General features: G+C 65.8%; 23 protein-coding genes. 9 read left to right on the forward strand and 14 right to left on the reverse strand.

Annotated features, from left to right (window positions below):
• The first annotated feature begins 53 nt into the window (after positions 1 to 53).
• Both ACN8ZM_RS32095 and ACN8ZM_RS32100 read left to right on the forward strand, forming a co-directional pair.
• Positions 54 to 1,169: a succinylglutamate desuccinylase/aspartoacylase family protein gene (locus tag ACN8ZM_RS32095; protein ID WP_420211798.1), complete on the forward strand. Its 1,116-nt coding sequence runs from the start codon at positions 54 to 56 to the stop codon at positions 1,167 to 1,169.
• Positions 1,170 to 1,744: 575 nt separating this feature from the next.
• Positions 1,745 to 2,848 (forward strand): PDDEXK nuclease domain-containing protein, encoded by a 1,104-nt coding sequence (locus tag ACN8ZM_RS32100; protein ID WP_420211799.1) that lies wholly within the window; start codon positions 1,745 to 1,747, stop codon positions 2,846 to 2,848.
• Between the two features lie 179 nt (positions 2,849 to 3,027).
• Here ACN8ZM_RS32100 and ACN8ZM_RS32105 read toward each other — a convergent pair whose 3' ends face one another.
• Entirely contained in the window at positions 3,028 to 3,816 is a 789-nt protein-coding gene (locus ACN8ZM_RS32105; protein ID WP_043180969.1) for an IclR family transcriptional regulator, read from the reverse strand.
• Between the two features lie 227 nt (positions 3,817 to 4,043).
• Here ACN8ZM_RS32105 and pcaF point away from each other — a divergent pair, with 227 nt between their 5' ends.
• Positions 4,044 to 5,246, forward strand: coding sequence for a 3-oxoadipyl-CoA thiolase (pcaF, locus tag ACN8ZM_RS32110; protein WP_043180967.1), 1,203 nt, complete (start codon positions 4,044 to 4,046; stop codon positions 5,244 to 5,246).
• Between the two features lie 100 nt (positions 5,247 to 5,346).
• Here pcaF and ACN8ZM_RS32115 read toward each other — a convergent pair whose 3' ends face one another.
• The 3 genes from ACN8ZM_RS32115 to ACN8ZM_RS32125 form a co-directional block, all read right to left on the reverse strand.
• Complete coding sequence (locus tag ACN8ZM_RS32115; RefSeq protein WP_420212695.1) at positions 5,347 to 5,847, reverse strand: DUF523 domain-containing protein; 501 nt, start codon at positions 5,845 to 5,847, stop codon at positions 5,347 to 5,349.
• A 116-nt stretch (positions 5,848 to 5,963) separates the two neighbouring features.
• The gene (locus tag ACN8ZM_RS32120) at positions 5,964 to 6,524 is read right to left on the reverse strand and encodes a GNAT family N-acetyltransferase (protein ID WP_420211800.1); all 561 of its coding nucleotides are present in this window, start codon (positions 6,522 to 6,524) and stop codon (positions 5,964 to 5,966) included.
• Positions 6,521 to 7,378 carry a class I SAM-dependent methyltransferase gene (locus tag ACN8ZM_RS32125; RefSeq protein ID WP_420211801.1) on the reverse strand — a complete coding sequence of 286 codons (858 nt, stop codon included), beginning with the start codon at positions 7,376 to 7,378 and terminating at the stop codon, positions 6,521 to 6,523. Before ACN8ZM_RS32125 ends, ACN8ZM_RS32120 begins: the two co-directional genes overlap by 4 nt.
• 324 nt (positions 7,379 to 7,702) lie before the next feature.
• Between ACN8ZM_RS32125 and ACN8ZM_RS32130 the strand changes: the two genes are divergently transcribed.
• Complete coding sequence (locus ACN8ZM_RS32130) at positions 7,703 to 9,247, forward strand: methyl-accepting chemotaxis protein (RefSeq protein WP_089451779.1); 1,545 nt, start codon at positions 7,703 to 7,705, stop codon at positions 9,245 to 9,247.
• A gap of 413 nt (positions 9,248 to 9,660) precedes the next feature.
• Positions 9,661 to 11,205, forward strand: coding sequence for a methyl-accepting chemotaxis protein (locus tag ACN8ZM_RS32135; RefSeq protein ID WP_420211802.1), 1,545 nt, complete (start codon positions 9,661 to 9,663; stop codon positions 11,203 to 11,205).
• 47 nt (positions 11,206 to 11,252) lie between these two features.
• Here the strand turns inward: ACN8ZM_RS32135 and ACN8ZM_RS32140 are convergent, their stop codons facing one another.
• The 6 genes from ACN8ZM_RS32140 to ACN8ZM_RS32165 all read right to left on the reverse strand — a co-directional run bounded on the left by ACN8ZM_RS32140 (position 11,253) and on the right by ACN8ZM_RS32165 (position 17,029).
• Positions 11,253 to 11,699: a hypothetical protein gene (locus tag ACN8ZM_RS32140; protein WP_420211803.1), complete on the reverse strand. Its 447-nt coding sequence runs from the start codon at positions 11,697 to 11,699 to the stop codon at positions 11,253 to 11,255.
• Between the two features lie 71 nt (positions 11,700 to 11,770).
• A complete protein-coding gene (locus ACN8ZM_RS32145) occupies positions 11,771 to 12,262 on the reverse strand; it encodes a hypothetical protein (RefSeq protein WP_420211804.1) in 492 nt (163 codons plus the stop codon).
• A complete protein-coding gene (locus ACN8ZM_RS32150) occupies positions 12,262 to 12,933 on the reverse strand; it encodes a M35 family metallo-endopeptidase (RefSeq protein ID WP_420211805.1) in 672 nt (223 codons plus the stop codon). Before ACN8ZM_RS32150 ends, ACN8ZM_RS32145 begins: the two co-directional genes overlap by 1 nt.
• Positions 12,920 to 13,486, reverse strand: coding sequence for a PAAR domain-containing protein (locus tag ACN8ZM_RS32155; RefSeq protein WP_420211806.1), 567 nt, complete (start codon positions 13,484 to 13,486; stop codon positions 12,920 to 12,922). Before ACN8ZM_RS32155 ends, ACN8ZM_RS32150 begins: the two co-directional genes overlap by 14 nt.
• Positions 13,487 to 14,180: 694 nt before the next feature.
• Positions 14,181 to 15,650 (reverse strand): NADP-dependent succinate-semialdehyde dehydrogenase, encoded by a 1,470-nt coding sequence (gene gabD / locus ACN8ZM_RS32160; RefSeq protein ID WP_021156413.1) that lies wholly within the window; start codon positions 15,648 to 15,650, stop codon positions 14,181 to 14,183.
• Between the two features lie 89 nt (positions 15,651 to 15,739).
• Positions 15,740 to 17,029, reverse strand: a complete 1,290-nt coding sequence (locus tag ACN8ZM_RS32165; protein ID WP_420211807.1) for a 4-aminobutyrate--2-oxoglutarate transaminase — start codon at positions 17,027 to 17,029, stop codon at positions 15,740 to 15,742.
• Positions 17,030 to 17,149: 120 nt separating this feature from the next.
• Here ACN8ZM_RS32165 and ACN8ZM_RS32170 point away from each other — a divergent pair, with 120 nt between their 5' ends.
• A complete protein-coding gene (locus tag ACN8ZM_RS32170) occupies positions 17,150 to 18,661 on the forward strand; it encodes a PLP-dependent aminotransferase family protein (protein WP_043180954.1) in 1,512 nt (503 codons plus the stop codon).
• Positions 18,662 to 18,770: 109 nt separating this feature from the next.
• Here the strand turns inward: ACN8ZM_RS32170 and ACN8ZM_RS32175 are convergent, their stop codons facing one another.
• The 3 genes from ACN8ZM_RS32175 to ACN8ZM_RS32185 are packed head-to-tail and all read right to left on the reverse strand — an operon-like array spanning position 18,771 to position 22,003.
• A complete protein-coding gene (locus tag ACN8ZM_RS32175; RefSeq protein WP_420211808.1) occupies positions 18,771 to 20,303 on the reverse strand; it encodes an SLC13 family permease in 1,533 nt (510 codons plus the stop codon).
• 30 nt (positions 20,304 to 20,333) lie between these two features.
• Positions 20,334 to 21,107 (reverse strand): IclR family transcriptional regulator, encoded by a 774-nt coding sequence (locus tag ACN8ZM_RS32180; protein WP_043180948.1) that lies wholly within the window; start codon positions 21,105 to 21,107, stop codon positions 20,334 to 20,336.
• A complete protein-coding gene (locus ACN8ZM_RS32185) occupies positions 21,104 to 22,003 on the reverse strand; it encodes an N-formylglutamate amidohydrolase (RefSeq protein WP_420211809.1) in 900 nt (299 codons plus the stop codon). Before ACN8ZM_RS32185 ends, ACN8ZM_RS32180 begins: the two co-directional genes overlap by 4 nt.
• Before the next feature lie 349 nt (positions 22,004 to 22,352).
• On the opposite strand from ACN8ZM_RS32185, the gene ACN8ZM_RS32190 reads away from it, so the two are divergent.
• The gene (locus tag ACN8ZM_RS32190) at positions 22,353 to 23,456 is read left to right on the forward strand and encodes a porin (protein WP_205822427.1); all 1,104 of its coding nucleotides are present in this window, start codon (positions 22,353 to 22,355) and stop codon (positions 23,454 to 23,456) included.
• Between the two features lie 33 nt (positions 23,457 to 23,489).
• Here the strand turns inward: ACN8ZM_RS32190 and ACN8ZM_RS32195 are convergent, their stop codons facing one another.
• Positions 23,490 to 24,326 (reverse strand): EamA family transporter, encoded by an 837-nt coding sequence (locus tag ACN8ZM_RS32195; RefSeq protein WP_420211810.1) that lies wholly within the window; start codon positions 24,324 to 24,326, stop codon positions 23,490 to 23,492.
• 106 nt (positions 24,327 to 24,432) lie between these two features.
• Between ACN8ZM_RS32195 and selD the strand changes: the two genes are divergently transcribed.
• Entirely contained in the window at positions 24,433 to 25,497 is a 1,065-nt protein-coding gene (gene selD, locus ACN8ZM_RS32200) for a selenide, water dikinase SelD (RefSeq protein WP_080741529.1), read from the forward strand.
• A 71-nt stretch (positions 25,498 to 25,568) separates the two neighbouring features.
• Positions 25,569 to 26,159 carry a LysE family translocator gene (locus ACN8ZM_RS32205; protein ID WP_166890000.1) on the forward strand — a complete coding sequence of 197 codons (591 nt, stop codon included), beginning with the start codon at positions 25,569 to 25,571 and terminating at the stop codon, positions 26,157 to 26,159.
• The last annotated feature ends 137 nt before the right edge of the window (positions 26,160 to 26,296 follow it).

Genomic DNA, 26,296 nt, shown 5'->3' on the forward strand with positions numbered 1-26,296 from the left:
GAGTCACTCCGCCGTTCCCCCCTTTTTCGTCTTCATTTCGTTCGAGACCATCGATGCAGATTCGCACCACGCCGCTCCTGTCGCCGTCGATCGGCACGCAGCGCACGCTGACGAGCTTTCATTTCGGGCCGGCTGACGCCGGCCGCAAGATCTACCTCCAGGCCGCGCTACACGCTGACGAGACACCCGCGATGCTCGCGGCGTTCGTGCTGAAGCAGCGTCTCGCGCAGCTCGATGCCGAAGGCCGGCTCGCGGCCGAGATCGTGCTCGTGCCGGTCGCGAACCCGGTCGGTCTCAATCACCATCTGCTCGGGCATTTCATCGGTCGTTTCGACCTCGCGAGCGGCCGCAATTTCAATCGCGGCTTCCTGCCGCTCGCGGAAATCGCCGCGCGTGCGCGCGACAGGCTCGGCGACGACGGCGAACGCAATCGCGCGATCGTGCGCGAATGCGTGGGCGCGGCGCTCGGCGAGATCGCACCGCGCACCGAGTTCGACGCGCTGCAGCTCGCGCTGCTGAAGCTGTCGCTCGACGCCGAGGTCGTGATCGACCTGCATTGTTCGCTCGAAGCGGTGATGCACGTGTACACGAGCGATACCGCATGGCCGGAAGTCGAGCCGCTCGCGCGTTATCTTGGCTCGGAGGTGTCGCTGCTCGCCGAGGATTCGGGCGGGCACGCGTTCGACGATGCGCATCATCTGCTGTGGTCGCAGTTGCGGCAGCACTTGCCGGCGGGCAGGCCGATGGCGGCCGGTACCGTGGCCGTGACGGTCGAGTGCCGCGGCCAGCGCGACGTGACGTACGAATACGCGGAGCGCGATGCCGATGCGCTCGTCGACTATCTCGTGTGGCGCGGTGCGGTACACGGCGAACGCAAGCCGTTACCGCCGCTCGCCGCACCGGCCACGCCGCTCGCGGGCAGCGAGCAGTTCCATGCGCCGGTGAGCGGAATACTCGTGCACCGCGCGGCGATCGGCGCGACGATCCGCGCCGGCGATCCGCTGTTCGACATCGTCGATCCGCTGACGGATGCGATCACGACGATCTCGAGCGGGACCGATGGTGTGTTCTATATGCGCCGCGCGATTCGGTTCGTGACGGCCGGTGCGCCGCTCGGCCGCGTGACGGGCACGGTGCCGGTGCGCAAGGGGATGTTGCTCGGCGCGTGAGCGGCGCGGTGTCCTACCGGTGTGCGACGCAGTTTCGTTCTTGTCAAATTGACCGTGTTTCCGTGCGTCACTAAATTGTGCGGCGCGGGGTTCGCTCCGTGTTCCGTGAGAAGAACGTTGTAACCAAGTGGAGTTGATACGGGCAGCCCTGGGCTGCCCGTTTTTTTTCGGTGCGTCTACGGCAACGCATCGAGGCGAAGGTCGTGACACAGGTCGTAGGTGAGCGTGCGCAGCCACTGGTTTGAGCGGGCGGTGGCTACTCGCTGTCGACGGCGGGTATCCGGCGCTTGCTCAACCGCTCGTTGTCGCCAACTCTGAAGCCCTCTGTGCCACCGCTGAACGTGCGCGGCGCGGATGCGTTCGCCGAGGCGGCATGAGGCGCGGCGAGCGTGGGACGAGCACGGTGCCGGTGCGAATGAGCATGGTGATCGCCATGTGAGCGGTATGGTGTCCTACAGGCGCAGCGCAATTTCGTTCGTGTCAGATAGACCGAGTCTTGCCCCGTCACTAAATTGTGTGGCGTGGTCACCGCCGTGTTCCGCAAAGGTGACTGCATGGGCAAGAGGAAGCTTTCCATGACAACCGCGAAACAAGCTGTCGTGCCGGCCGGCTATGCCGGCGTCCATAGTGGCATCGTCGAATTGCTCGAAGTCGCGCGCCATGCGGCGGCCCGCACAGTCAATGCGCTGATGACGGCGAGTTATTGGGAAATTGGCCGCCGCATCGTGGAGGCCGAGCAGCAAGGGAGGCGGCGTGCGGGATACGGCGAGCAGTTGATCGAGCGGCTGGCGAACGATCTCACTGGGCGGTTCGGTCGCGGGTTCAGTCGCCAGAACCTGCAGCAGATGCGGTCATTCTTCCTGACCTGGCCAATTCGCCAGACAGTGTCTGGCGAATCATCCCATGCGCCGGTACACCCGAGGAGGCTCGACGAACTGGCGCAGTGCTTCACACTGCCGTGGTCGGCCTATGTGCGCCTGCTGTCGGTCAAGGACGACCAGGCCCGCCGGTTCTACGAGGCCGAAGCGCTGCGTGGTGGATGGAGCGTGCGCCAGCTCGACAGGCAGATCGGCAGCCAGTTCTACGAGCGCACGGCGCTGTCCAAGGACAAGGCCTCGATGCTGGTCAAGGGCAAGGTACGCAAGCCGGCGGACGCTGTCACGCCCGACGATGCGATCAAAGACCCTTATGTGTTGGAGTTTCTGGACCTTAAGGACGAGTATTCGGAGTCCGACCTTGAAGGTGCGCTGATCGCGCGGCTGGAAGATCTTCTGATCGAGCTCGGCGAGGGATTTACCTTTGTCGGGCGTCAGCGCCGGTTGCGTATCGACCAGACCTGGTATCGGGTGGACCTGCTGTTCTTCCATCGCCGGCTGCGCTGTCTCGTCATCGTCGACTTGAAGCTCGGCAGCCTGACCCATGCGGACGTGGGCCAGATGCACCTGTATTGCAACTACGCCAAGGCGCACTGGACGCTTCCCGACGAGAACCCGCCGGTGGGGCTGATCCTCTGCGCCGACAAAGGGCACGCACTCGCGCGGTATGCGCTGGAGGGCTTGCCCACCAAGGTCATGGCAGCGAACTATCGAACCATGCTGCCGGATGCCGAGTTGTTGCAACGAGAATTGGAGAACACGCGACGCATGCTGGAGTCTCGCGTCAGGCCGCTGCGACGGTAGCGGCGCGCTCCGATACGGCTGGCCACGTTGGTTTTTGCGGAGGGTATCGATCTGCGTCGGAACGACATCATTGCCGGCGGGTACTAACGACGATGCCGGGAGGCGATGCCGCGCCGCCCCTGTCGAAGAACCAGCGGGGCGGCGACGGTTTCATCGTCGCCGAGTGTGACAGCTTGCGCTCACCCCCGCCGTGCCACCAGCTCCGACACCGTCTGCGCGGCCTGCTGCAGCGGCCCGAGGAACTCCTTCACCATCTGCTTCGCGGTATGCCGCTGCGCGTTGCCGCTGATGTTCATCGCCGCGATGATCTGCCCGCGCCGGTTGCGGATCGGGGCGGACAACGACATCAGCCCCACTTCGAGTTCCTGGTCGACCACGGCCCAGCCCTGCTGGCGCACCTGTGCGATCGCCGCCTTCAGTTCGCCGAGGTCGGTGATCGTGCGCGGCGTGTGCGCGCGGATGCCGCTTTGTGCGAGCGTTTCGTCGAGTGCGGCATCGTCGAGCGCGGACAGCAGCACGCGGCCCATCGACGTGCAGTACGCGGGCAGCCGGCTGCCGATCGACAGGTTGATCGTCATGATCTTGCGGGTCGGCACGCGCAGCACGTAGACGATCTCGGTGCGGTCGAGCACGGCCGCCGAGCAGCTTTCGTGGATCTGCGCGGACAGCTGCTCCATTACGGGATCGGCGAGATTCCAGAACGGCATCGACGTCAGGTACGCGAAGCCGAGCTCGAGGATCTTCGGCGTGAGCCGGAACAGCCGGCCGTCGGCCTCGACGTAGCCGAGCGTCTGCAGCGTAAGCAGGATCCGGCGCGCGCCCGCGCGCGTAAGCCCGGTGGCCGAGGCAACCTCGGTGAGCGTCTGCTCCGGACGGGCCGCGTCGAATGCGCGGATCACCGCGAGGCCGCGCGCGAACGACTGGACATAGGAGTCGCCGGGTTTCGTCTGAGTGTCTTCGGTTGTCATGAGCGATGGGAATATCGTGCAGCCGAGAAGATAGCGCATGGGGCCTGACACGCCAACCGCCCGGCGGACCGGGCGCTTGACAGGTCGTCCCCGCACTCCCTATGATGCGTTGAACGTTCGATACACGATCTTATGTTCGTATATAGAACATTTAAGCGCATCCCGGCGGGCAATGCAAGGGGGGCGCCCTGTTCATTCCCCAGCCTGTCCTGGGACCGGAGACACTGATGACCGAAGCTTTTCTGTGTGATGCGATCCGTACGCCGATCGGGCGTTACGGCGGTGCACTGTCCGGCGTGCGCGCCGATGACCTGGGCGCGGTGCCGCTCAAGGCGCTCGTCGAGCGCAACCGCGACGTCGACTGGACGGCGATCGACGACGTGATCTACGGCTGCGCGAACCAGGCCGGTGAGGACAACCGTAACGTCGCGCGCATGTCGGCGCTGCTCGCCGGGCTGCCGCAGGGCGTGCCGGGTTCGACGATCAACCGCCTGTGTGGTTCCGGGATGGATGCGGTGGGCGTGGCCGCCCGTGCGATCAAGTCCGGCGAGGCCGCGCTGATGATCGCGGGCGGCGTCGAGAGCATGACCCGCGCGCCGTTCGTGATGGGCAAGGCCGCGAGCGCGTTCGCGCGCCAGGCCGACATCTACGATACGACGATCGGCTGGCGCTTCGTCAATCCGCTGATGAAACAGCTGCACGGCGTCGATTCGATGCCGGAGACGGCCGAGAACGTCGCGGTCGACTACAACATCAGCCGCGCCGACCAGGATCTGTTCGCGCTGCGCAGCCAGCAGAAGGCCGCGCGTGCGCAGCAGGACGGCACGCTCGCCGAGGAAATCGTGTCGGTCACGATTCCGCAGAAGAAGGGCGATCCGGTGATCGTGTCGCGCGACGAGCATCCGCGCGAGACCTCGCTCGAAACGCTGGCCAAGCTCAAGGGTGTCGTGCGCCCGGACGGCTCGGTGACGGCCGGCAACGCGTCGGGCGTCAACGACGGCGCCGCCGCGCTGCTGCTCGCGAACGAAGCAACCGCGAAGCGCTTCGGCCTGACGCCGCGCGCACGTGTGCTGGGGATTGCTACGGCCGGCGTCGCGCCGCGCGTGATGGGCATCGGCCCCGCGCCGGCCACGCAGAAGCTGCTCGCCCGGCTCGGGATGACGATCGACCAGTTCGACGTGATCGAGCTGAATGAGGCGTTCGCCTCGCAAGGTCTCGCGGTGCTGCGCATGCTCGGCGTCGCCGACGACGATCCGCGCGTGAACCCGAACGGCGGCGCGATTGCTCTGGGCCATCCGCTCGGCGCATCGGGTGCGCGTCTCGTGACGACCGCGATGTACCAGCTGCATCGCACGAACGGCCGCTTTGCGCTGTGCACGATGTGCATCGGCGTCGGCCAGGGCATCGCGATCGCGATCGAACGCGTCTGATCCGCGTCTCGCGGCGAAGCGGTAGGGCACGCGCTGCTTAACCGCTTCGCCGTTTCCGAAACGATGCGCGGCACGAGGATTCTCGTGCCGCGCATTGTCGTTAACCGGCCTGCGACAACTGCGCGAGGCGCGCCTGGAGTGCGTCGATCTCGGTGTCCGCGAACACTTCGATGCCGTGCTCGCGCAGCAATGCCGCCGTGACACCGGCGCCCGCATGCCGCCGGTTCTCGAAGCTCCCGTCATAAATGAACGTGCTGCCGCACGACGGACTGCCGTCGGCCAGGATCGCGAAGCGGCAATCGTGCGTGCGCGCGAGTGCCAGTGCGGTGTGCGCACCCGATACGAACGGCGCCGTCACGTCTGTTCCGTTCACGTCGACGATGCGCGCGGCGCCCGACAGCACCCGCTGCCCCGATTCGCCGCCGGCGATTTCGGCGGGCGGGCGCGGCACGCTGAAGCCGCCGGCCAGTTCGGGGCAGACGGGCACGAGGCGCCCTTCGCGTTGCCACCGTTCGAGTGCGTCGTGCGCGGCAGTCTTGGCCGAGCCGTTGTAACGGACCGGATGACCGACCACGCACATGCTGACGAGGATCTTCGGCATGGCTGGCGGCTGCGCTTCGTTCTGCAATTTCGCTCTCCGTGATGCCGCGATGGCCGATGGCTGATAGCGGCAGTGGCAAAGCGGGAAATTCTACGCTTCACCCGCGTGCCGGTGCGTCAGGCCGCCGGGCTTTCCAGATGAATGTCTTCGGGCTCGAGCGCGTACAGCGCCGGGTCGGGCGATGCGCTGACCGTGAAGCCGAGCCGCAGGTAGAAGTCGATCGTGCGCTGCGACGGTGTCGCGGATACATACAGGCGTGCGGCGCCCATCGCGCGCGCCTGCTCACGGGCCGCGCGGTAGAGCTGCTCGCCGAGCCCGCAGCCGCGCCAGTCGCGGCTCACGTGCAGGAACTTCAGCTGCAGCATGTCGCGGTGCGGGCCGAGCGGCTGGCTGTCGACGACCACCGCCGCGACGAGCCGTGCGTCGTCGAACATGCCGACGCACCAGCCGCCGCGATCGTGACAGTCGAGCAGGATCGGCGTGTAGTGGTCGGCTTCGCCATCCGGCCAGCCACGGACGTCGTAGAACTCGGGTACGAGATGCAGCGCGCCGTCGCGCAGTACATACAGGTGCTCGATGATCTCGCGCCGGTCGATGGTCCACACGAGCGGCACCTCGTCGCGTGCGAGCGGGCGTGGGCAAAGCGCGTCGCGTTCGGCGGCGGTGCGGCGCGTCATGCGGCCACCCGGTGCGCGGCGATCGCATACATCAGCGGCAGGCGCGGCAGGTGATCGGGCGGCACCATCCGGTGGCCGTCCAGTTCACGCATGCCGTCGAAGCCCTTCCAGCCATTCGCATACGGATATTCGGTCAGGCGGTCGATCGCGAGCCCGGCCGACACGAGCGCGTTCACGACCTCACCGATGCCCCACATGAACTCGTAGCTCGGATGCGGGTTCGCGAAATCGACGACGCCCGGATGGTCGTGCTGCGCGCCGAGCCCCGTGCCGGATGCGGCGACGTAATCGCCGACGCCCGCCGGCTCCTCGGTCGCGTCGGTCTTGAAATAGTCGTAGCGCGGCGCCCAGTGTTCGTCGAAATACAGCGCGAACGGATGAAACTCGACCATCGCGAAACGGCCGCCCGGCGCGAGCAGCGCGGCGATCCCGCGCGCCCACGCGTGCAGGTCGGACAGCCAGCAGATCGCGCCGTACGACGTGAACACGCGATCGAAGCGCTCGCCGCGCGCGGCAGCCTCGGGCATCCAGTCGAGCACGTCGGCGCGCTCGAAGCGCGCGGGCAGGCCCGCGTCGGCCGACAGTTGCCGGGCGAAGGCGATCGCTTCGTCGGAAATGTCGATGCCCGTCGCATGCGCGCCGTCGCGCACGAGACTCAGCGTGTCCTGCCCCGCGTTGCACTGCAGGTGCAGGAGCCGCAGCCCGGTGACGTCGCCGAGCAGCTCACGTTCTTCCGGAAAGAGCGTCGAGCCGCCTTTGCGGAAAAACGCGGCCTGATCGCCTTTATGACTGTTATGCGCGACTGTCGCCCTATTCCAGGACAGCCGGTTCAGTTCGTGCCATGCCTTTTTCATTGAATTCGAATGCCGGGTGAATGGAGCGGGGTAGACGGAATCGTTTCGCCGCGTGTAACGGTCGCCGGCATTGATATGTCGCCCGGCGGGTTCGGGCTGCGTGGCATGACAGGCGGATGAACGCGCGCGGCGATTATTGCCGAATCATTTGATCGAAATCATGGCAGCGGCCGAATTGAATATTTTATGCGAGAAAAGGGTAAGGTTTTCCCCCGATGTGCCGACAGTTAGATGAAGACCGTCGTAAAGCGATAAACCGTTTTTCGGCTACTGAGCGTGATTTCAGCGCGGCGCGGACGACAGATCCGCCTTTCGGAGCCTTGCATGCGCAATAACCAGCCCGTCACTCAACAGGAATTCGATTTTCCCGACGACGTCACGCTGATGTCGACGACCGATGCAGACAGCATCATCACCTACGCCAACACGACGTTCGCGCAGGTGAGCGGCTTCACGAACGAGGAACTCGTCGGCCAGCCGCACAACGTGGTGCGCCACCCGGACATGCCGCGCGAAGCGTTTGCCGACATGTGGGCGACGCTCAGGCGCGGCGAGCCGTGGACCGCGCTCGTGAAGAACCGCCGCAAGAACGGCGACCATTACTGGGTGCGTGCGAACGCGATTCCCGTCATGCGCAACGGCGAGCCACAGGGCTACATGTCGGTGCGCACGAAGGCGCCGCACGACGAGACCGTCGCCGCCGAGGCGCTCTACAAGGTATTTCGTGAAGGCAAGGCCGGCCAGCGCCGGTTCCACAAGGGACTGGTGATCCGCACGGGGCTGCTGCGCATCGCGTCGCTGTCGCAGACGATGTCGGTGCGCGCGCGCGTGCATTCGGCGCTGTGTGTCCTCGCGCCGGCGGTCGTCGGCGCGGGCTGGGCATGCGGGCTGGCCGGCGGCGGGCTCGCGAGTTTTGCCGCGGCGACGGTCGGCTTGGCGGCGGCGGCCGGCCTGTGGCTCGATGCGCAGATCGTGCGTCCGCTGAAGCGGCTGCACGACCAGGCGCTGAACGTCGCGACCGGCGAAAGCCGGCGCGGCGTGCGGATGAACCGCGTCGACGAGATCGGCATGACGCTGCGCACGATCAACCAGCTCGGGCTGATGTTCCGCTGGCTCGTCGACGACGTCAGCGAGCAGGTGCACAACGTGCAGCGCGCGAGCAACGAGATCGCACAGGGCAACAACGACCTGAGCGCGCGCACCGAGCAGGCCGCGTCGAGCGTGCAGGAGACGGCCGCGTCGATGGCCGAGATGACGGCAACTGTCGACAGCAACGCGGAGACGGCGCTGCAGGCGAACCAGCTCGCGATGTCGGCCAGCGAGGCGGCCGGGCGCGGCGGGCAGGCGGTGGGCGAGGTCGTCACGACGATGAGCGACATCACCGCCAGCTCGCGCAAGATCGCCGACATCATCGGCGTGATCGACGGCATCGCGTTCCAGACCAACATCCTTGCATTGAACGCGGCGGTGGAGGCGGCACGTGCGGGCGAACAGGGACGCGGCTTCGCGGTGGTCGCCGGCGAGGTGCGGGCGCTCGCGCAGCGCAGCGCGAACGCGGCCAAGGAGATCAAGACGCTGATCGGCGCGAGCGTCGACCGCGTCGAGTCGGGCGCGCGGCGCGTGGACGAGGCAGGCAAGACGATGGAGGACATCGTCGCGCAGGTGAAGCGCGTGTCGGACCTGATCGCCGAGATCAGCTCGTCGACGGCCGAGCAGAGCACCGGCGTGTCGCAGGTCGACCAGGCGGTCGTGCATCTGGACAACATCACGCAGCAGAACGCGGCGCTGGTCGAGCAGAGCACGGCGGCATCGGAGAGCCTGAAGCAGCAGGCGACGCGTCTCGTGGATGCGGTGAACGTGTTCCGGTGATCGTCGGGGCGCGCACACGGTGTGCGCGCCCAAGCGTTGCATCCTGTTTGAAGCGCGATGCGCATTCAGGTTTTTCGATTCAAGCGCATTGCGCCAAACGAGAAATATTCGTATTTGGGATTGTGTGTCGATGCGTTGAATCGAGTCGGGATGATCAAGTCAGGAATAATTTGATGAGTGGCCGTCAAACCCTTGCCCGGCCTGGTGTTTAGTTTCATCCATAAACGAATTGTTTGGTAAAAACAAGATGATGCATTTTTAATGCATATTTACCCGAATACGGCATAATGTTTTCGCCGAATTTGCCGAAAGCGCAGGAGCCAGACCAATGCGCATGCGGATCGACCGCAATGCGCGGGGTCGAGAATCAATCGACAAGCGGGCGCAAGATCCGCTACCCGGAGCTCCACACCATGCGCAACAACCAGCCCGTCACGCAACGCGAATTCGATTTTCCGGACGACGCGACGCTGATGTCGACCACCGACGCGAACAGCTACATTGCCTACGCGAACGCGGCATTCATCCAGGTCAGCGGATTTTCCCCCGAAGAGATCGAAGGCCAGCCGCACAACGTGGTACGGCACCCGGACATGCCGAAGGAGGCGTTCGCCGACATGTGGGCGACGCTCAAGGGCGGCGAGCCGTGGACCGCGCTCGTGAAGAACCGCCGCAAGAACGGCGATCACTACTGGGTGCGCTCGAATACGGTGCCGGTGATGCGCAACGGGCAGCCGACCGGCTACATGTCGGTGCGCACGAAGGCATCACGCGACGAGATCGCCGCTGCCGAGGCGCTCTACAAGGCGTTCCGCGAAGGCAACGCCGGCAACCGGCATTTCCACAAGGGGTTGATTGTCCGCAAGGGCGTGACCGGCTTCATGTCGCTGTTCCAGACGATGTCGGTGCGCGCGCGGCTCCATGCGTCGCTGTGCGTGCTCGCGCCGGTGGTGGTGGCCGGCGGCTGGGCATGCGGCCTGCAAGGCGGCGCGCTCGCCGCGTTTGCTGCGGTGGCGGCTGGTGCCGCGGCGGCGGCGGGCCTGTGGCTCGATGCGCAGATCGCGCGGCCGCTGATGCAGTTGCGCGACCAGGCGTTGCGCGTCGCGACCGGCGAAAGCCGCAGCGGCGTGGCGATGAATCGCGTCGACGAGATCGGCATGACGCTGCGTACGATCAACCAGCTCGGGCTGATGTTCCGCTGGCTCGTGGACGACGTGAGCGAACAGGTGCTGAACGTGCAGCGCGCGAGCAACGAGATCGCGCAGGGCAACAATGATCTGAGCGCGCGCACCGAGCAGGCGTCGACGAGCGTGCAGCAGACGGCCGCGTCGATGGCCGAAATGACGGCGACCGTGTCGAGCAACGCGGAAACCGCGCTGCAGGCGAATCAGTTATCGGTGTCGGCGAGCGACGCGGCCGAGCGCGGCGGGCAGGCGGTGGGCGAGGTCGTCACGACGATGAACGACATCACCGCGAGTTCGCGCAAGATCTCCGACATCATCGGCGTGATCGACGGCATCGCGTTCCAGACCAACATCCTTGCGCTGAACGCGGCGGTGGAGGCCGCGCGGGCCGGCGATCAGGGGCGCGGTTTCGCGGTGGTTGCGGGCGAGGTGCGGGCGCTCGCGCAGCGCAGCGCGAACGCGGCCAAGGAGATCAAGACGCTGATCGGCGCCAGCGTCGAACGGGTCGAATCGGGCGCGCGGATCGTCGACGGCGCGGGCAAGACGATGGAGGACATCGTCACGCAGGTGAAGCGCGTGTCGGACCTGATCGCGGAGATCAGCTCGTCGACGGCGGAGCAGAGCACGGGGGTCGCGCAGGTCGATCAGGCGGTCGTGCATCTGGACAACATCACGCAGCAGAACGCAGCGCTGGTCGAGCAGAGCACGGCGGCGTCGGAGAGTTTGAAGCAGCAGGCGACGCGGCTGGTGGAGGCGGTGAACGTGTTTCGGTGATGTGTGGTGCGGGACGTAGACGGCCCGCGTTGCGCTGGCCGTCTACGTCATTGCACCTTGGGTTTGGGATTGAGGTTCGGGCAACAGTGGTTGGGGCAACCCGGACCAACGTTCACTTCGACGCGTCGCCCGGATTGGTCGAACTCGTCCGGTTTGAAAATTTTCCCAGCCAAGGCGCTTTTCTCGCCACGGATCGAATGCTGATCCAGGACCGCCATCACGTTTTCCGCTCGTCGCGTTGCAAGTTGTTGCGCGTCGAGTTCGGTTTGTTCGGCCAGTCCGATCAGCCATACCGTATCTATGATCGGAAAGCGCTTGTGCATGTCGCTCGACCATGCGGACAATCTCGACAGTTCAGTCGAAGAAATCGTGCTTGAATCAGCATCGAAAACAATGTCGATGTAGTGGGCGGGCATGTTCGATGCGCCGTCACAGGCGAACGCCGTGTGTGCGCAGCTCAACGCAAGCGTGAGGGCGGTCACGAGCTGAGTCACCGTCGATATCGTACCCGGCGACACTGCTGGCATTTTGGAATGAGAACACCGCATACGCGGGCACCCCGTGGTCAGCGATTGATGAGCTTGCTGTGTGGCTTCACGCGAGGGTCGTCACACATCCATGCGCAGCCGCCTTTACATATCGGCGTAAATTCCACGATGAGCTGATTGGTTTTTATTGTGCCGTCCGGTCGTCGCGTAATCATTTCATCGGTAAATGTCTTTTTGTCGATGAGGATGTGATCGGTGCGGATCCCAAGCTGTTGCAAATATTCCTTTGCATTTTCTCCGCGTATATCCTTCAGTTTTTCGATGTTCCTCTCGTAAACAAAAGCACCTGCAATGATTATTGCTTGAATTTCAACATTCGGCCATTTTTTTGCCTCGATAACGCTATCGGCTATCGTCACTCTGTCTGCATTGGAAAGCGTGGTCGTGTTGAGTGGAAGTTGCAAACGTGCTTCCTCGCCGATCGTGCACGCCACCGCTGAGGTCAATAGCATTGACGACAGCGTGAGCGCGCAGACTGCAACGCTGGATCTGAAAGAATTTCTATTCATTATTCGATCGTCTTGTCAAAGGTTGCTATGTATCCGGTGATGCTGTCGGCGTTATTAATGGCGAGGTCCGGGTTGTTCATCGCAAAAAATTTCATTCCGGATTCGCTATTTCCATACATGGCGTCATCTGCATCGAATGTGTCGGTGAAGTGGGTGCATTCGTGAATTAGCACCTTTATCTGCGCCTCATGATACAACTCGCCAAACGGGTCGCTGCAAAATGACGAATAGATAGCAACGACTCGTTTATTGGAGTCGGGCTTGCAAACGGCAGCACGGTTTTGACCGCTGTCAGGTACGACTGTGCAAGATAGATTCTTGCCGGTTTCGCTGTCCCATCGGACAATTTTTTCTGGCACTAGCTCTTGCATCGCGGAGCGCAATCGTGGAAGACCGGCCGATAACGTGTTGCGAATCTGCGCATTGGCACGTCCAAAATAGGTGGTGACGCGCGCCTGTTCGTTCGCGTCCCATCTTGCTAGTGCTGCAATACGGGCATTAATCAGACGGACGGCTTCATCGCGCGCGCGCATCACGATCTTTCTGAACGCTTCATTGCTCATGTTCGGGCAAATCGGCTTCGTGTTGATATCGACATACACCTTGGAACCGGGCCTTGTGTTCGTCATGGCCGTGTCGTGTACCAGCACGTAGTCGTCAGGATTCGACATTTCCGTTCCTCGTGATCTCGAACTTGATCGATTCCGCATACGCGGATGTGATGCGTTGCGTGTGACCTGTCGCGTCTGTCACGCCGCTGAATATCTTTCCGGACGATAGGCGAATCCGATATCGGACATTCGCGAGAGGTCGCCCGCTGTCCGCCTCACGTAACACATACTGTTCGTCATGGATGCCAGATGCAGGCCCGTATCGCCTGGGCCCGAACGAAGAAAGCGTGGTGGTTGGGTTTGCCGCGTAGTAGTCGCCGTCGCCGTGGCCATCGTCGTCCTCGTAAAAGAACGTGCAATCGCCGCCGGACATGAGAAGGTTTTGTCCGCACGGGCAGAGCACCGCGTCGCCCTCCAAAGCCATACATCGCCCGTTGGATATCACGCCCACCGCGCTGCCAGCTATCGGAAACATCCCCTCGCAGTTTCCACATGTCGCCTTGTCGCCATTTACGGCGATGGTCTTGTTTTCGCTAAGCATATCTGACGAACTACTGATGACGATTCCGCCTGTCGTCGTCGGGTCGCCGATCCTCACTGCCCGTCGGCTCATGGTTATATCCTCAATTGAAGTTGGTAAGGACCTGTTCGGCTGACTTCGAGTCATGCATCGCGCATTGACCGATCGCGGCATCTTCAACGGAGATAACCGGCGGCATGTTCTTCTTCCATCGACCCGGATGCGTTGTGTGGGGACAAGCCATAGACAATGGCCGGTGAGCTTTTCGCTGTCTATAGAACGAGTACGATTTCTGGTTCGTAGTCCGACTTAATTTGATGGTGTGAAACGGCCATCGAAACCGGTGCGAGGGGTGATCGAGCAGAAAGCGGCAGCATCGGTACGCCTGAGGCAGCAGGCGATGCGCGTGGTGGAAACGGTGAGCGTGTTTGGATGAGCACGCGGAGCGATGCCAGGAGTGCGGCGGGAAGGTCACCCGCCCGTACGCCATGCGGGCTCTTTGTACGCCGGACCATCAGGTGAGGTGTGCATACGCGAGCAACCCGGATCGAGGCGGAGCGCTCAATCTAGCGACTTGCTGCGAAATGGGAAACGAGACTTGAACGAAATTCGTGCGCGATATGACGTATCGGCGGATACGGCGTCGAAATCGCGTGCGCAGAGCGGAGCGACATCGCGCATATCAAGATGACGCGGGCACGGCGGAGAGGGACACCGGCCCGCGTCGGACCGCCCGGTTCCGGCCGGGCGGTCAGGGCCTGTCGCTGGCGCGCCAGGCCCTGAACCGTCAGACGGCGAGGCAGAGGTACTTGATCACGACGTAGTCGTCGATGCCGTAGTGCGAGCCTTCGCGGCCGAGGCCCGACTGCTTCACGCCACCGAACGGTGCGACTTCGTTCGAGATCAGGCCCGTGTTCACGCCGACCATCCCGTATTCGAGCGCTTCCGCCACCTTCCACACGCGGCCGATGTCGCGGCTGTAGAAGTACGCGGCCAGGCCGAACTCGGTGTCGTTCGCGAGACGGATCACTTCGTCGTCGCTGCCGAACTTGAACAGCGGCGCGAGCGGCCCGAACGTTTCTTCCTTCGCGACCTTCATCGCCGGCGTGACACCCGTCAGCACGGTCGGCTCGAAGAAGCCGTGGCCGAGCGCGTGGCGCTTGCCGCCCGTCACGACGGTCGCGCCCTTCGCGAGCGCGTCCTCGATGTGCGCCTCGACCTTCAGTACCGCCGCTTCGTTGATCAGCGGGCCTTGCGTGACGCCGGGCTCGGTGCCGCGGCCGACCTTCAGCTGGCCGACGGCCGCCGCGAGCTTCTGCGCGAACTGGTCGTACACGGCTTCATGCACGTAGAAACGGTTCGTGCACACGCAGGTCTGGCCGCTGTTGCGGTACTTCGATGCGATCGCGCCCTGCACGGCCGCATCGAGATCCGCGTCGTCGAACACGATGAACGGTGCGTTGCCGCCGAGCTCCAGCGACACCTTCTTGACCGTCGCCGCGCACTGCGACATCAGCAGGCGGCCGACCGGCGTCGAGCCGGTGAACGACAGCTTGCGCACGATCGGGTTCGACGTCAGCTCGCCGCCGATCGCCTTCGGGTCGCCCGTGACGACGCTGAACACGCCGGCCGGCACGCCCGCGCGCTCGGCCAGCACGGCCATCGCGAGCGCGGAGAACGGCGTTGCCTCGGCCGGCTTCACGACGATCGGGCAACCTGCGGCGAGCGCCGGGCCGACCTTGCGCGTGATCATCGCCGCCGGGAAATTCCACGGCGTGATCGCCGCGCACACGCCGATCGCTTCCTTCGTCACGACGATGCGCTTGTCGCTCGCCGGCGTCGGGATCGTGTCGCCGTACACGCGCTTGCCTTCTTCCGCGAACCACTCGAGGAACGACGCGGCATAGCCGATTTCGCCCTTCGCTTCAGCCAGCGACTTGCCCTGCTCGGTCGTCAGGATCAGTGCGAGGTCGTCGGCGTTTTCCATCATCAGGTCGTGCCACTTGCGCAGGACGACCGCGCGTTCCTTCGCGGTCTTCTTGCGCCACGCCGGCCATGCGGCGTTCGCGGCTTCGATCGCGTGACGCGTCTCGGCCGTGCCCATCGCCGGCACGGTGCCGAGCAGGCCGCCCGTTGCCGGGTTGCGGACTTCGAACGTCTCGCCGTTCGTCGCGCCTTGCCATTCGCCGTTGACGTACGCCTGCTGGCGGAACAGCGACGGGTCTTTCAGTGCCAGGGTTTCCTGAACAGTGCTCATATGAATCACCTGCTTCGAAAAGGACGGATGAAACGGCCGCCGCCGTCATGAAGACGGCGGCGGCGCATTCAATTGAAGTCGACGGGAACTCAGGCCGGCACGCCGACCGTTTCCTTCAGCACTTCCTCGAGGATCACGAGTGCTTCGTCGAACACGGCTTGCGGAATCGTCAGCGGGAACAGGAAGCGCACGACGTTCGAGTACACGCCGCACACGAGCAGCAGCAGGCCGCGCTCGAGCGCACGCGCCTGCACGCGCTTCGTGAAGTCCGCATCCGGCTCGCCCGAGCCCGGCTTCAGGAACTCGACCGCGATCATCGCGCCCGGGCCGCGCACGTCGGCGATCTGCGGCACGTCGGCCTGCAGTGCGTTCAGCTTCGCCTTCAGCACGTCGCCGAGTTGCGTCGCGCGCTCGCACAGCTTCTCTTCGTCGATGATATCGAGCACCGCGTGTGCCGATGCGACGGCCAGCGGGTTGCCCGCGTACGTGCCGCCGAGGCCGCCAGGCGCTGCCGCGTCCATCACGTCCGCACGGCCGACGACGCCCGACAGCGGCATGCCACCCGCGAGGCTCTTCGCCATCGTGATCAGGTCGGCCAGCACGTCGTAGTGCTGCATCGCGAACAGCTTGCCGGTACGCGCGAAGCCGGTCTGGACTTCGTCGGCGATCAGCAGGATGCCGTGTTCGTTACAGATCTTGCGCAGCGCGCGCACGAACTCGGCCGGCGCCGGGTTGAAGCCGCCTTCGCCCTGGACCGGTTCGAAGATGATCGCGGCGACGCGCTTCGGATCGATGTCGGCCTTGAACAGCATCTCGATCGCCTTGATCGAGTCGGCGGTCGTCACGCCGTGCACGGCGTTCGGGTACGGCGCGTGGAACACGTCGCCCGGGAACGGGCCGAAGTTCAGCTTGTACGGAGCGACCTTGCCGGTCAGCGCCATGCCCATCATCGTGCGGCCGTGGAAGCCGCCTGCGAAGGCGATGACGCCCGGACGGCCGGTCGCTGCACGTGCGATCTTGATCGCGTTCTCGACGGCTTCTGCGCCGGTCGTGAAGAACGCGGTCTTCTTCGGGAAGTCGCCCGGTGCGCGGTCGTTGATCTTTTCAGCCAGCTCGACGTACGACGCGTACGGGACGATCTGGTAAGCGGTGTGCGTGAAAAGGTTCAGTTGATCCGAGATTGCCTTGACGATCTTCGGGTGGCGGTGGCCCGTGTTCAGCACCGCGATGCCGGCGGCGAAATCGATGAAGCGGCGGCCTTCGACATCCCACAGTTCCGCGTTCTCGGCGCGGGCTGCGTAGAACTCGCACATCACGCCAACGCCGCGCGGGGTGGCGGCGTTCTTGCGGGCCAGCAGGTCGGCATTCTTCACGGTCATCTCCTTGATGTTCTTTCCGGTGAGTAGGGAATCGGGCGCGTTGGCAGCCCATGGAGGCGACTATAATCACATTTGGCTCTGACAATCAGAGCCATTTCAATAAATATACAGGAGCCAATCATGCGCGCGAGCGTGTTGTCGGACTGGCTGGCGCAGCGCCTCGTGCGCGGCGGCGAACAGCCGATCTACCGGCAGCTTCACCGGCTGCTGCAACAGGCGATCCTGTCGCGCGAACTGCCGGCCGGCACGCGCGTGCCGTCGTCGCGGCTGCTCGCGGCCGAGCTCGGGATCGCGCGCAACACGGTCACGCAGGTTTACGAACAGCTTGCGCTCGAAGGCTATGTGAATTCGGCGACGGGCCGCGGCACCTTCGTGGCCGACAGCGCGCCGGACGAGATCGTCGGCGCACCGCCCGACGCGGCCGCCGCGCGTCCGGCGCTCGTGCTGTCGTCGGCGCGGCGGCTGTCCGCGCGTGGCACGCGGCTCGTCGAAGGCGCCGGCGTGTCGAAGCGGCAGGGCGGCGCGTTCATGCCGGGCGTGCCCGATGTGTCGCGATTTCCGGCGCGCGTGTGGACGCGGCTGCACAACAAGTACTGGCGGCGCCTGCGCCCCGATTTGCTGACCTACGCGCCGGGCGGCGGGCTCGCGCTGCTGCGTGAGGCGCTGGCCGACTACCTGCGCACGTCGCGCTCGGTGCGCTGCACGCCCGAGCAGATCGTGATCACGACCGGCATCCACCAGTCGATCGACCTCGCGGTGCGGTTGCTGACCGACCCGGGCGACGCGATCTGGACCGAGGATCCGTGCTACTGGGGCGTGCGCAGCGTGCTGAACGTGTCGGGGCTGACGACGCGGCCGATTCCGGTCGACGACGAAGGGATCGCGCCGTCGGCCGCCGATCTCGCCGAGCCGCCGAAGCTGATGCTCGTTACGCCGTCGCACCAGTATCCGCTCGGCATGGTGATGAGCCTCGCGCGGCGGCGGATGCTGCTCGAATACGCGCGCCAGCACGGCTGCTGGATCATCGAGGACGACTACGACAGCGAATTCCGCTACGGCAGCCGGCCGCTTGCGTCGCTGCAGGGCCTCGACACGTCGGGGCAGGTGATCTACGTCGGCAGTTTCGGCAAGACGCTGTTCCCGGGGCTGCGGGTCGGCTACCTGGTCGCACCGGAGCCGCTCGCGGAAAGCTTCGCGACCGCGAGCGCCGAGCTGTATCGCGAAGGGCAGTTGCTGCAGCAGGCCGTGCTCGCGGAATTCATCGCGGAAGGGCACTTCGTGTCGCACATCCGCAAGATGCGCACGCTGTACGGGCAGCGCCGCGAAGTGCTGCTCGACGCGGTCGCGCAACGTTACGGTGACACGCTGCACGCGCTCGGCAGCGATGCGGGGCTGCATCTCGTCACGCAGTTGCCGGAGGGTGTCGACGATCGCGCGGTTGCGCAGGCCGCGCTCGAACGCAACATCGTCGTGCGGCCGCTGTCCGGCTACTACGCGGATCGCGAGCGCGCGGCGTCGGGGTTGCTGCTCGGCTATGCGTGCGTGCCGGAGGACGAGATCGCGACCGCGTTCGCAACGCTCGCCGAGGCGATCGACGAGCGGGCGTTCGGCGGGGCGGTCGAGGTGGCTTGAACGGCGCATCCAGCGGCGGCATGGCGTCGTGATGCACACGGCTGATGGCCGACCAAGCCATTCTCTCCGCAGGGCGGAGAGAATGCGCGTTTCACGGCGGCCCCGACCCTCAATACCCGATCCACACCGCGAACGTCAGCACGACGCACGATAGCGCGAGCAGCGTCAGGAACAGCGGCAGCACGAAGCGGATCCACGCACCGAAATCGACGCGTGCCGTTGCCAGATACGCGAGCAGCATCCCCGACGTCGGCGTGACGAGGTTCGTCAGGCCGCCGCCGAGCACGAACGCGAGCACCGAGGTCTGGCCGCTTACGCCGGAGAGCTGCGCGATCGGCCCGATGATCGGCATGCTGACCGCGGCCTTGCCCGACACCGACGGAATGAACACGTCGAGCACCATCTGCACGCCCATCAGTCCGTTCGCGACCCACACGGGCGACTGGCCGTCCGCCATCCGCGTGAAGAAGTGGATCAGCGTATCGAGCACGAGGCTGTTCTGCAGCAGCAGCTCGACGGACGCGGCGAGCCCCATCAGCAGCGCCGCGAGGATCATGTTCTTCATCCCGTCGACGAACGCATCGGCCGCGCTGCGCGAATCGAGCCCGCCGATCACGGCCGTCGCGATGCTCACGAACGTATAGAACGCCGCCAGCTCGACGTTGCCCCACTTCAGCTCGCGCGTGCCGTAGATCAGCATCGCGACGGCCGCCGCGAACACGGCCAGCGTCGCCTTGTGGCGCAGCGACAGCTTCGCGGCCGCGTGCGCGGCGTGGCCGGCGGCGGTCTGCCCGGCGCGATAGCCGGTGCTGCGCACGTAGCGCAGCAGGTACAGGATGCCGATCGTCAGGAAGACGACGAACACGGCCGCGCGCAGCGCGACGCCGCTGAACAGCGGCACGCCGACGAGCGGCTGCGCGACGGCCAGCGCGAGCGGGTTCGTGACCGACGCGATATAGCCGATCTTCGCGGCGAGCGCGACGAGTGCGACCGCGAACAGGTCCGACAGGCCGAGGCGCCGCGCGATCACGACGACCATCGGAATGATCACGAGGTACTCGGAGATGAAGCCGAGCAGCGTGCTGCCGAGCCCGATCAGGATCATCAGCAGCGGCGTGAGCAGATACGCGTTGTTGCCGGTGAGCTGCAGCAGCCGGTCGATGCCCGCGTCGACCACGCCGGTGCGGCGCATCACGCCGAACATCCCGCCGACGAACATCACCATCACGATCAGCGGCGCATTCTTCAGCAATCCTTCCGGTATCGCGACGAACGCCGAGACGAGGCTCGCGGGCATCGCATGCGTGGGCGTGCTGTGGCTGACTGCCGGCGCGACGAGCGTCGCAAGCGCGGTGGTCTTCGGCACCACGTGATAGGTGCCCGGCACGACGAGGCGGCCGTTGCGCTCGAAGCGGCCGGAATCGACGCTCCACGTGAGCGCGATCGCGACGGCCAGCACCCACAGCATCATCACGACCGGATGCAGCATCCGGCCGTGCGGATGGGGCGCGCGATCGGCGTGGGCCGATGCGTCGCCGGTTGCGCTGTCGGTCGCGTTGTCGGTCGAGGCATCGGCCGGGGCCGCGATCGCGGTGGCGTCGGCGGCGCGCGCGCCGGTCGGGTTCGGGGAAGAGGCGGGCATCGGATCCTCGTCGGTGAGGGAAGCGGGCCGTCAGGCCGGTTGCAGCGCGGCGCGCGCCGGGACGTAGCCGAGTTCGGCGGAAATCGCGTGGCTGCACGCCTGCAGGCGTTCGAGATAGTCGGGGATGTCGGCATGGCTCACGCGCACCTCGGGCCCCGTCACGCTGACCGACGCGACCGTCGCGCCCGTGAGGTCGCGCACCGGCACCGCGATCCCGACTGCGCCGGGCGTCACCTCGCCGCTGCTCACCGCATACCCCTTGCGCGCGACCGCGTCGAGTTCGCCGGCGAGCTTCGCCGGGTCGTCGGCCTGCCCGTTCCGGCGCAGTTGCGCGAGATATTCGTCGCGCACCGCATCGGGCGCGAACGCGAGCAACACCTTGCCCGATGCGCCGAAATTGATCGGCCGGCGGTTGCCGACCGCGCCGACGGTGCGCACCGTGTGCGTCGTTTCGCAACGCGCGACGCACACCGATTCGAGCCCTTCGCGCACGCGCAGCACGATGGTCTCGTTGATCGCCTGGTTGAGCGCGAGCATGTGCCGGTGCGCGGCGCGCACGAGCGCGTTCTGCTGCGACGCGGCCACGCCGATCACGAACGCCTGCGGGCCGAGCGCATAGGTGGACGTGCGTGGGTCCTGCACGACGAAGCGGTGCAGTTCGAGCGTGCACAGCATCCGGTACGTGCGCGACTTGTTGATGCCGAGTTGCGACGCGAGCTCGGTCACGCCGAGGTTCGGATGCTCGGCTACGTAGGTCAGCAGCTTCAGTGCGCTGTCGACGGCGTCGACGATGTAGGTCGTCATGCGGGGTCTCCCTGCGGTGCGATGCGCGCGCGGACGTAATCGGCGAGCGCGTCGAGATAGGCGTCGACCGAGCGCTTCAGCGCGGCGAAGCCCGCGTGTTTCGCGAACGCGGCCTCGTCCATGTACAGCGCGCGGTTGAATTCGATCTGGATGCCGTGGCGTTGCCGTGCGGGATCGGCGAGCGCGGTCAGCAGGTCGCCGCCCTGGTACGGGTCGTTGACCTGCACGCGGTAGCCGGCATCGGCGAACCACTGCGCGGTCCACGCGGTGAAGGCCGGATCGGCGGTCGTGCCGCGCCGGTCGCTGACGACGACGTCCGGCCGCAACGCGCCCGCGTCGACGTTCATCGCGTTGCCGCGCGATTTCATCGAATGGCAGTCGATGTGCCACAGCGCGCCGTGCGCGGCATGCAGCGGCTCGGCGATGCCGGCGAGCGCGCGGCGGTACGGCAGGTAGTACGCGTCGATCCGGTGGCGCACTTCCGCGAGCGACAGCTTGCGGTCGTACAGCGGCACGCCGGGCAGCGCGTCGCGCCGGATCAGCCCCATCCCGCGCTGCGTGTACGGCTGCGGCGACAGCGGCTCGGGCCACGGCTCGGCGAGCAGCGTTGCGTCGATGTCGGTTTCCGCGCGGTTCGGATCGATGTACGCGCGCGGAAACGTCGCGCCGAGCAGCGTGCCGCCGCGCGCGGGAGTGCCTGCCCACAGTTCGTCGATGTACGCGTCCCACGTCGTGCGGATCGCGTCGTCGGGTGCGACGGTGGCGAAGTCCGGCGGATACGCGATGCCGCTGTGCGGCGAGTCGACGACGATCGGCAGGGCCGGCACCGTCGGTGTCGCGATGAAATGCGCGGGCGATACGCCGGCAGTCGCGTTGTTGCAATTAAACGTCAGCATGTGGATCAGGTTCTTTACCTAGTTTCTCGAGGCGTCTCGTTCGTTTGTTTTAATCATTAAAACAGCGTATCAATATTTCACAACGACTGAAAATCGCGGTCAAGGGCTTTTTGCGACACCGGGATTACGCGCCGAGAACGGCCTGTAATGCCCGTCGTTATTGGGTCTGTTTCATTCCGCGAAACACATTGAGATTAAGCGGTATTTGACGGCCACGTGGGATTTTTGGCATCGCTTGACGCTTAAAATCGCCGAATTCGACAATGAATAAGACGATGTTTTATTCAATAAAACACGTTTCGAGCGAAATAAATCGCTCCCCATATTCAATCGATAAAAGGGGTCGGAGATGAAGCGAAAAGGGATGGCGGTCGCGCTGGCGGGTATCGCCATGGCGGCGGGTGCGACGCACGCATACGCGCAGTCGAGCGTGACGCTGTACGGCGTCGTCGATTCGGGGATCACGTACACGAACAACCAGAACGGCCACGCCGCGTGGCAGGCGACCGGCGGCAACGAGCAGGGCACGCGCTTCGGGCTGCTCGGCAAGGAAGACCTCGGCGGCGGCACGCGCGCGGTGTTCCGGCTCGAGAACGGCTTCAACATCGAGAGCGGCGCGGCGAGCCAGGGCGGCCGGCTGTTCGGGCGCCGCGCGTACGTCGGGCTGGAAAACGACCGCTGGGGCACGCTGACGATGGGCCGCCAGTACAACGCGGCGCAGGAAGTGCTGGAGCCGCTGCAGATCGGCGCGACCACCGCGCTCACGCAGTACGCGCTGCATCCGTTCGACACCGACGACCTGAACAACACGTTCCGCACCAACAACTCGGTGCAGTACCAGACGCCCACGTGGTACGGGCTGCGCGCGGTCGGCCTGTACGGGTTCTCGAATTCGACGTCGTTCGCGCAGAACCGCGTGTGGAGCGTCGGCACGAGCTACGAGAACGGCCCGCTGCAGCTCGGCGCGGCCTACGTGCGCGTCGATCATCCGGCCATCGACACGACGGGTGCGGCCGCGTCCGACAACTACTACACGTTCATCAAGGGGGTGACGCGCCAGCAGATCTGGGGCGCGGGTGGCGCGTATGCATGGGGCGCCGCGACCTTCGGGCTGCTGTACACGAGCTCGCTGTTCAACCTGCAGACGGGCGGCGCGATGCGTTTCAACAACTACGAGGGCAGCGTGCGCTACCTGATGACGCCCGCGCTGCAGTTCGCGCTCGGCGAAACCTATACGCAGGTGCTCGCGTCGCAGGGGCCGAAGCCGAGCTCGCACTACCTGCAGACGAGCGTCGGCGCACAGTATTTCCTGTCGAAGCGTACCGATATCTACGTGAACGCGTTCTACCAGCGCGCTTCATCGAACACGGTGGCCGCGATCGAAGGGATCTCGAATCCGTCGAGCACGCGCACGCAGATCGTCGCGGTGACGGGCATCCGCCACAAGTTCTGACGCGGCGGCAGGCCGCGGGCGCGCGCTTTCTGCTTACAGCCGGATCAGCGCCGCGCCCGCCACCACCAGCGCGCACGCGGCGAGCCGCTGCGCGCCGGGCCGCTCGCGCATCACGAGCCAGCCGATCGCCACCGCGAAGATCGAGCTCGTTTCGCGCAGCGCCGACACCGTCCCGACCGGCAAGTACCGGTACGCGAGGATCACGATCCCGTACGCGGCGAGCGAGATCGTGCCGGCGATCGCGCCTTGCGTGAGCGCGGTGCGCGAGCCGAGCACCGCGCGCGGGCCGCCACGCACCGCGCAGACCAGCACGAACTGCGGCACGCTCCACAGCACGTACACCCACGCGATGTAGCCGAGCGCGCTGCCGGATACGCGCGAGCCGATGCCGTCGCAGATCGAATACGCGGCGATGAACACGCCTGTGAGCAGCGCAAACGGCACGCCTTCGCCGGAAAACCGGAAGCCGCGCCGCAGCGCGAGCGACATGATGCCGAACGACACGAGCGCGATGCCCGCGAAGCCGAACGGCGTCGGCCGCTCGTGCAGGATCGCGAGCGCCAGCACCGACACGAGCAGCGGCGAGATGCCGCGCGCGATCGGATAGATCTGCCCGAATTCGCCGCTGCGGTACGCGCGCGCCAGCGTGAAGCAGTACGCGACCTCGAGCGCGGCCGACGCGGCGATGTACGGCCACGCGGCGGGCGCCGGCGCGGGCAGCAGCGCGGCGCCGACGACACCGAACGCGAAATACGGCAGCGACATCGTGCCGAGCTGCACGAGCCGGTCTTCGCTGACGTGGAGGAAGGCATTCCAGATCGCGTGCAGCAACGCGGAGCACAGCACGAGGCTGATGAAGAGGTGGTCCATGGGCGAAGGGGCGGACGGGGGCGGGAGCGCCGTCATTATGTGGGTATCGGGCGCGCTCGCACGGAATTGTCGATAATGGCGTGTTGTTATTCACCGGATGCCGACCATGACCGAAGCCACCCAAGCCCAGCCTGCCGTTCCGCGCCTCACGAGCCTGTCGCACGGGGGCGGCTGCGGCTGCAAGATCGCGCCGGGCGTGCTGTCCGAGCTGCTGAAGCGCGCGACGCCGCCTGCCCTGTTCCCGGATCTGCTGGTCGGCACCGAGACGTCCGACGACGCGGCCGTCTATCGCCTCAACGACGAGCAGGCGATCGTCGCGACCACCGACTTCTTTATGCCGATCGTCGACGATCCGTTCGACTTCGGCCGCATCGCGGCCACCAACGCGCTGTCCGACGTCTACGCGATGGGCGGCAAGCCGATCCTCGCGCTCGCGCTGGTCGGGATGCCGATCAACGTGCTGCCGCACGAGACGATCGCGGCCGTGCTGCGCGGCGGCGAATCGGTGTGCGCGGATGCCGGCATTCCGGTCGCCGGCGGCCATTCGATCGATTCGGTCGAGCCGATCTACGGGCTCGCGGCGATCGGCGTCGTGCATCCGTCGCGCGTGAAGCGCAATGCGGCCGCCCGTGCGGGCGACGTGCTCGTGCTCGGCAAGCCGCTCGGCGTCGGCGTGCTGTCCGCCGCGCTGAAGAAGAACCAGCTCGACGCCGCGGGCTACGCGCAGATGGTCGCGACGACCACCAAGCTGAACCGGCCGGGCGCCGAGCTCGCCGCGCTGCCGGGCGTGCATGCGCTGACCGACGTCACGGGCTTCGGGCTGCTCGGCCATACGCTCGAGCTGGCACGTGGCGCGCACCTCACCGCACGCGTGCACTATGCGTCGTTGCCGTGGCTCACGGGTGTCGAGGCGTTCGTCGCCGACGGCGTGTTCACCGGCGCGTCGGGCCGCAACTGGGCCGCGTACGGCGCGGACGTCCAGCTGGCCGACACGTTGCCACCCGTCGCACAGGCGCTGCTGACCGATCCGCAGACGTCGGGCGGCCTGCTGGTCGCGTGCGCGCCCGAGGCCGTCGATGACGTGCTCGCATGCTTCCGTGCCGACGGCTTCGACCGCGCGGGCGTGATCGGCGAGATGGTGGACGGGCCTGCGCGCGTCGATGTCGCGTGACGCTGATTCGCCACACCTGAACGATTGCGGTCGCTAGAATCGATGCCTTCCATCGAAGGCATCGACGACCGATGAACGATTTCCTGTTCGGGCTGATGATCGCGCTGTCGGTCGGGCCCGTTGCGCTGATGATCGCGAACTACGGGATGCGCGCCGGCACCGCAAGCGGCGTGCGCGCGGCGGTGGGTGTCGCGACGGCCGACGGCTGCTATGCGGTCGTTGCGTTCACGCTCGGCGCGATGCTCGCCAGCACGCTCGCCGCGCATCTGTCGCTGTTTCGTCTGGTCGGCGCGCTCGTGCTGCTCGCAATGGGCGCGCGAATGCTGTGGCAGGCGCTGCGGGATCGCCGCCGCACGCTCGACGGCGACGCGCGGCCACCGGGCAGCCGCCCGTTTTCATCGATGTTCTTCGTCACGCTGGCGAACCCGCTCACGATCCTGTTGTTCTACGGCTATGCAACGGCCGCCGCCGGTGCGCATCGGCACTGGCTGCTCGGCGCCGCGTGCGTGTTTGCCGGCAGCCTCGCGGGGCAACTCGTGTTCGCGTTCGGCGGCAGCTTGATCGGCCGGATCGTGAAGTCGCCGGGGCTGCTCGCGGCGAGCCATGTGGTGGCGGCGCTCGTCGTGCTGGGTTACGGGGTCGCGGGGCTGGCGCGGTTGTAGCGGTTGACGGGGGAACGGTCGTGCGGGCACGGTGGGAAAGTCGGTCAACTCGATAGCATTCCTGATGGTGTTGCATGAGGCGGGTGCCGATTGCTGCGCAATTGCGCTCGAATGCCGGCAATGCGCATCACGCTTTG

Origin of the sequence: Burkholderia aenigmatica, assembly GCF_048627025.1 — a bacterium.
Lineage (GTDB): Bacteria > Pseudomonadota > Gammaproteobacteria > Burkholderiales > Burkholderiaceae > Burkholderia > Burkholderia aenigmatica.

Excerpts from the sequence above, each read along its gene's own strand:
- ACN8ZM_RS32105 (WP_043180969.1), bottom strand. The coding sequence starts at position 3,816 with ATGACAACCGAAGACACTCAGACGAAACCCGGCGACTCCTATGTCCAG.
- ACN8ZM_RS32130 (WP_089451779.1), top strand. The coding sequence starts at position 7,703 with ATGCGCAATAACCAGCCCGTCACTCAACAGGAATTCGATTTTCCCGAC.
- ACN8ZM_RS32135 (WP_420211802.1), top strand. The coding sequence starts at position 9,661 with ATGCGCAACAACCAGCCCGTCACGCAACGCGAATTCGATTTTCCGGAC.
- ACN8ZM_RS32150 (WP_420211805.1), bottom strand. The coding sequence starts at position 12,933 with ATGTCGAATCCTGACGACTACGTGCTGGTACACGACACGGCCATGACG.
- ACN8ZM_RS32155 (WP_420211806.1), bottom strand. The coding sequence starts at position 13,486 with ATGAGCCGACGGGCAGTGAGGATCGGCGACCCGACGACGACAGGCGGA.
- ACN8ZM_RS32095 (WP_420211798.1), top strand. The coding sequence starts at position 54 with ATGCAGATTCGCACCACGCCGCTCCTGTCGCCGTCGATCGGCACGCAG.
- pcaF (WP_043180967.1), top strand. The coding sequence starts at position 4,044 with ATGACCGAAGCTTTTCTGTGTGATGCGATCCGTACGCCGATCGGGCGT.
- ACN8ZM_RS32185 (WP_420211809.1), bottom strand. The coding sequence starts at position 22,003 with ATGCTGACGTTTAATTGCAACAACGCGACTGCCGGCGTATCGCCCGCG.
- selD (WP_080741529.1), top strand. The coding sequence starts at position 24,433 with ATGACCGAAGCCACCCAAGCCCAGCCTGCCGTTCCGCGCCTCACGAGC.
- ACN8ZM_RS32120 (WP_420211800.1), bottom strand. The coding sequence starts at position 6,524 with ATGACGCGCCGCACCGCCGCCGAACGCGACGCGCTTTGCCCACGCCCG.
- ACN8ZM_RS32145 (WP_420211804.1), bottom strand. The coding sequence starts at position 12,262 with ATGAATAGAAATTCTTTCAGATCCAGCGTTGCAGTCTGCGCGCTCACG.
- ACN8ZM_RS32175 (WP_420211808.1), bottom strand. The coding sequence starts at position 20,303 with ATGCCCGCCTCTTCCCCGAACCCGACCGGCGCGCGCGCCGCCGACGCC.
- ACN8ZM_RS32100 (WP_420211799.1), top strand. The coding sequence starts at position 1,745 with ATGACAACCGCGAAACAAGCTGTCGTGCCGGCCGGCTATGCCGGCGTC.
- ACN8ZM_RS32190 (WP_205822427.1), top strand. The coding sequence starts at position 22,353 with ATGAAGCGAAAAGGGATGGCGGTCGCGCTGGCGGGTATCGCCATGGCG.
- ACN8ZM_RS32165 (WP_420211807.1), bottom strand. The coding sequence starts at position 17,029 with ATGACCGTGAAGAATGCCGACCTGCTGGCCCGCAAGAACGCCGCCACC.
- ACN8ZM_RS32170 (WP_043180954.1), top strand. The coding sequence starts at position 17,150 with ATGCGCGCGAGCGTGTTGTCGGACTGGCTGGCGCAGCGCCTCGTGCGC.
- ACN8ZM_RS32205 (WP_166890000.1), top strand. The coding sequence starts at position 25,569 with ATGAACGATTTCCTGTTCGGGCTGATGATCGCGCTGTCGGTCGGGCCC.
- ACN8ZM_RS32195 (WP_420211810.1), bottom strand. The coding sequence starts at position 24,326 with ATGGACCACCTCTTCATCAGCCTCGTGCTGTGCTCCGCGTTGCTGCAC.
- gabD (WP_021156413.1), bottom strand. The coding sequence starts at position 15,650 with ATGAGCACTGTTCAGGAAACCCTGGCACTGAAAGACCCGTCGCTGTTC.
- ACN8ZM_RS32180 (WP_043180948.1), bottom strand. The coding sequence starts at position 21,107 with ATGACGACCTACATCGTCGACGCCGTCGACAGCGCACTGAAGCTGCTG.
- ACN8ZM_RS32115 (WP_420212695.1), bottom strand. The coding sequence starts at position 5,847 with ATGCCGAAGATCCTCGTCAGCATGTGCGTGGTCGGTCATCCGGTCCGT.
- ACN8ZM_RS32125 (WP_420211801.1), bottom strand. The coding sequence starts at position 7,378 with ATGAAAAAGGCATGGCACGAACTGAACCGGCTGTCCTGGAATAGGGCG.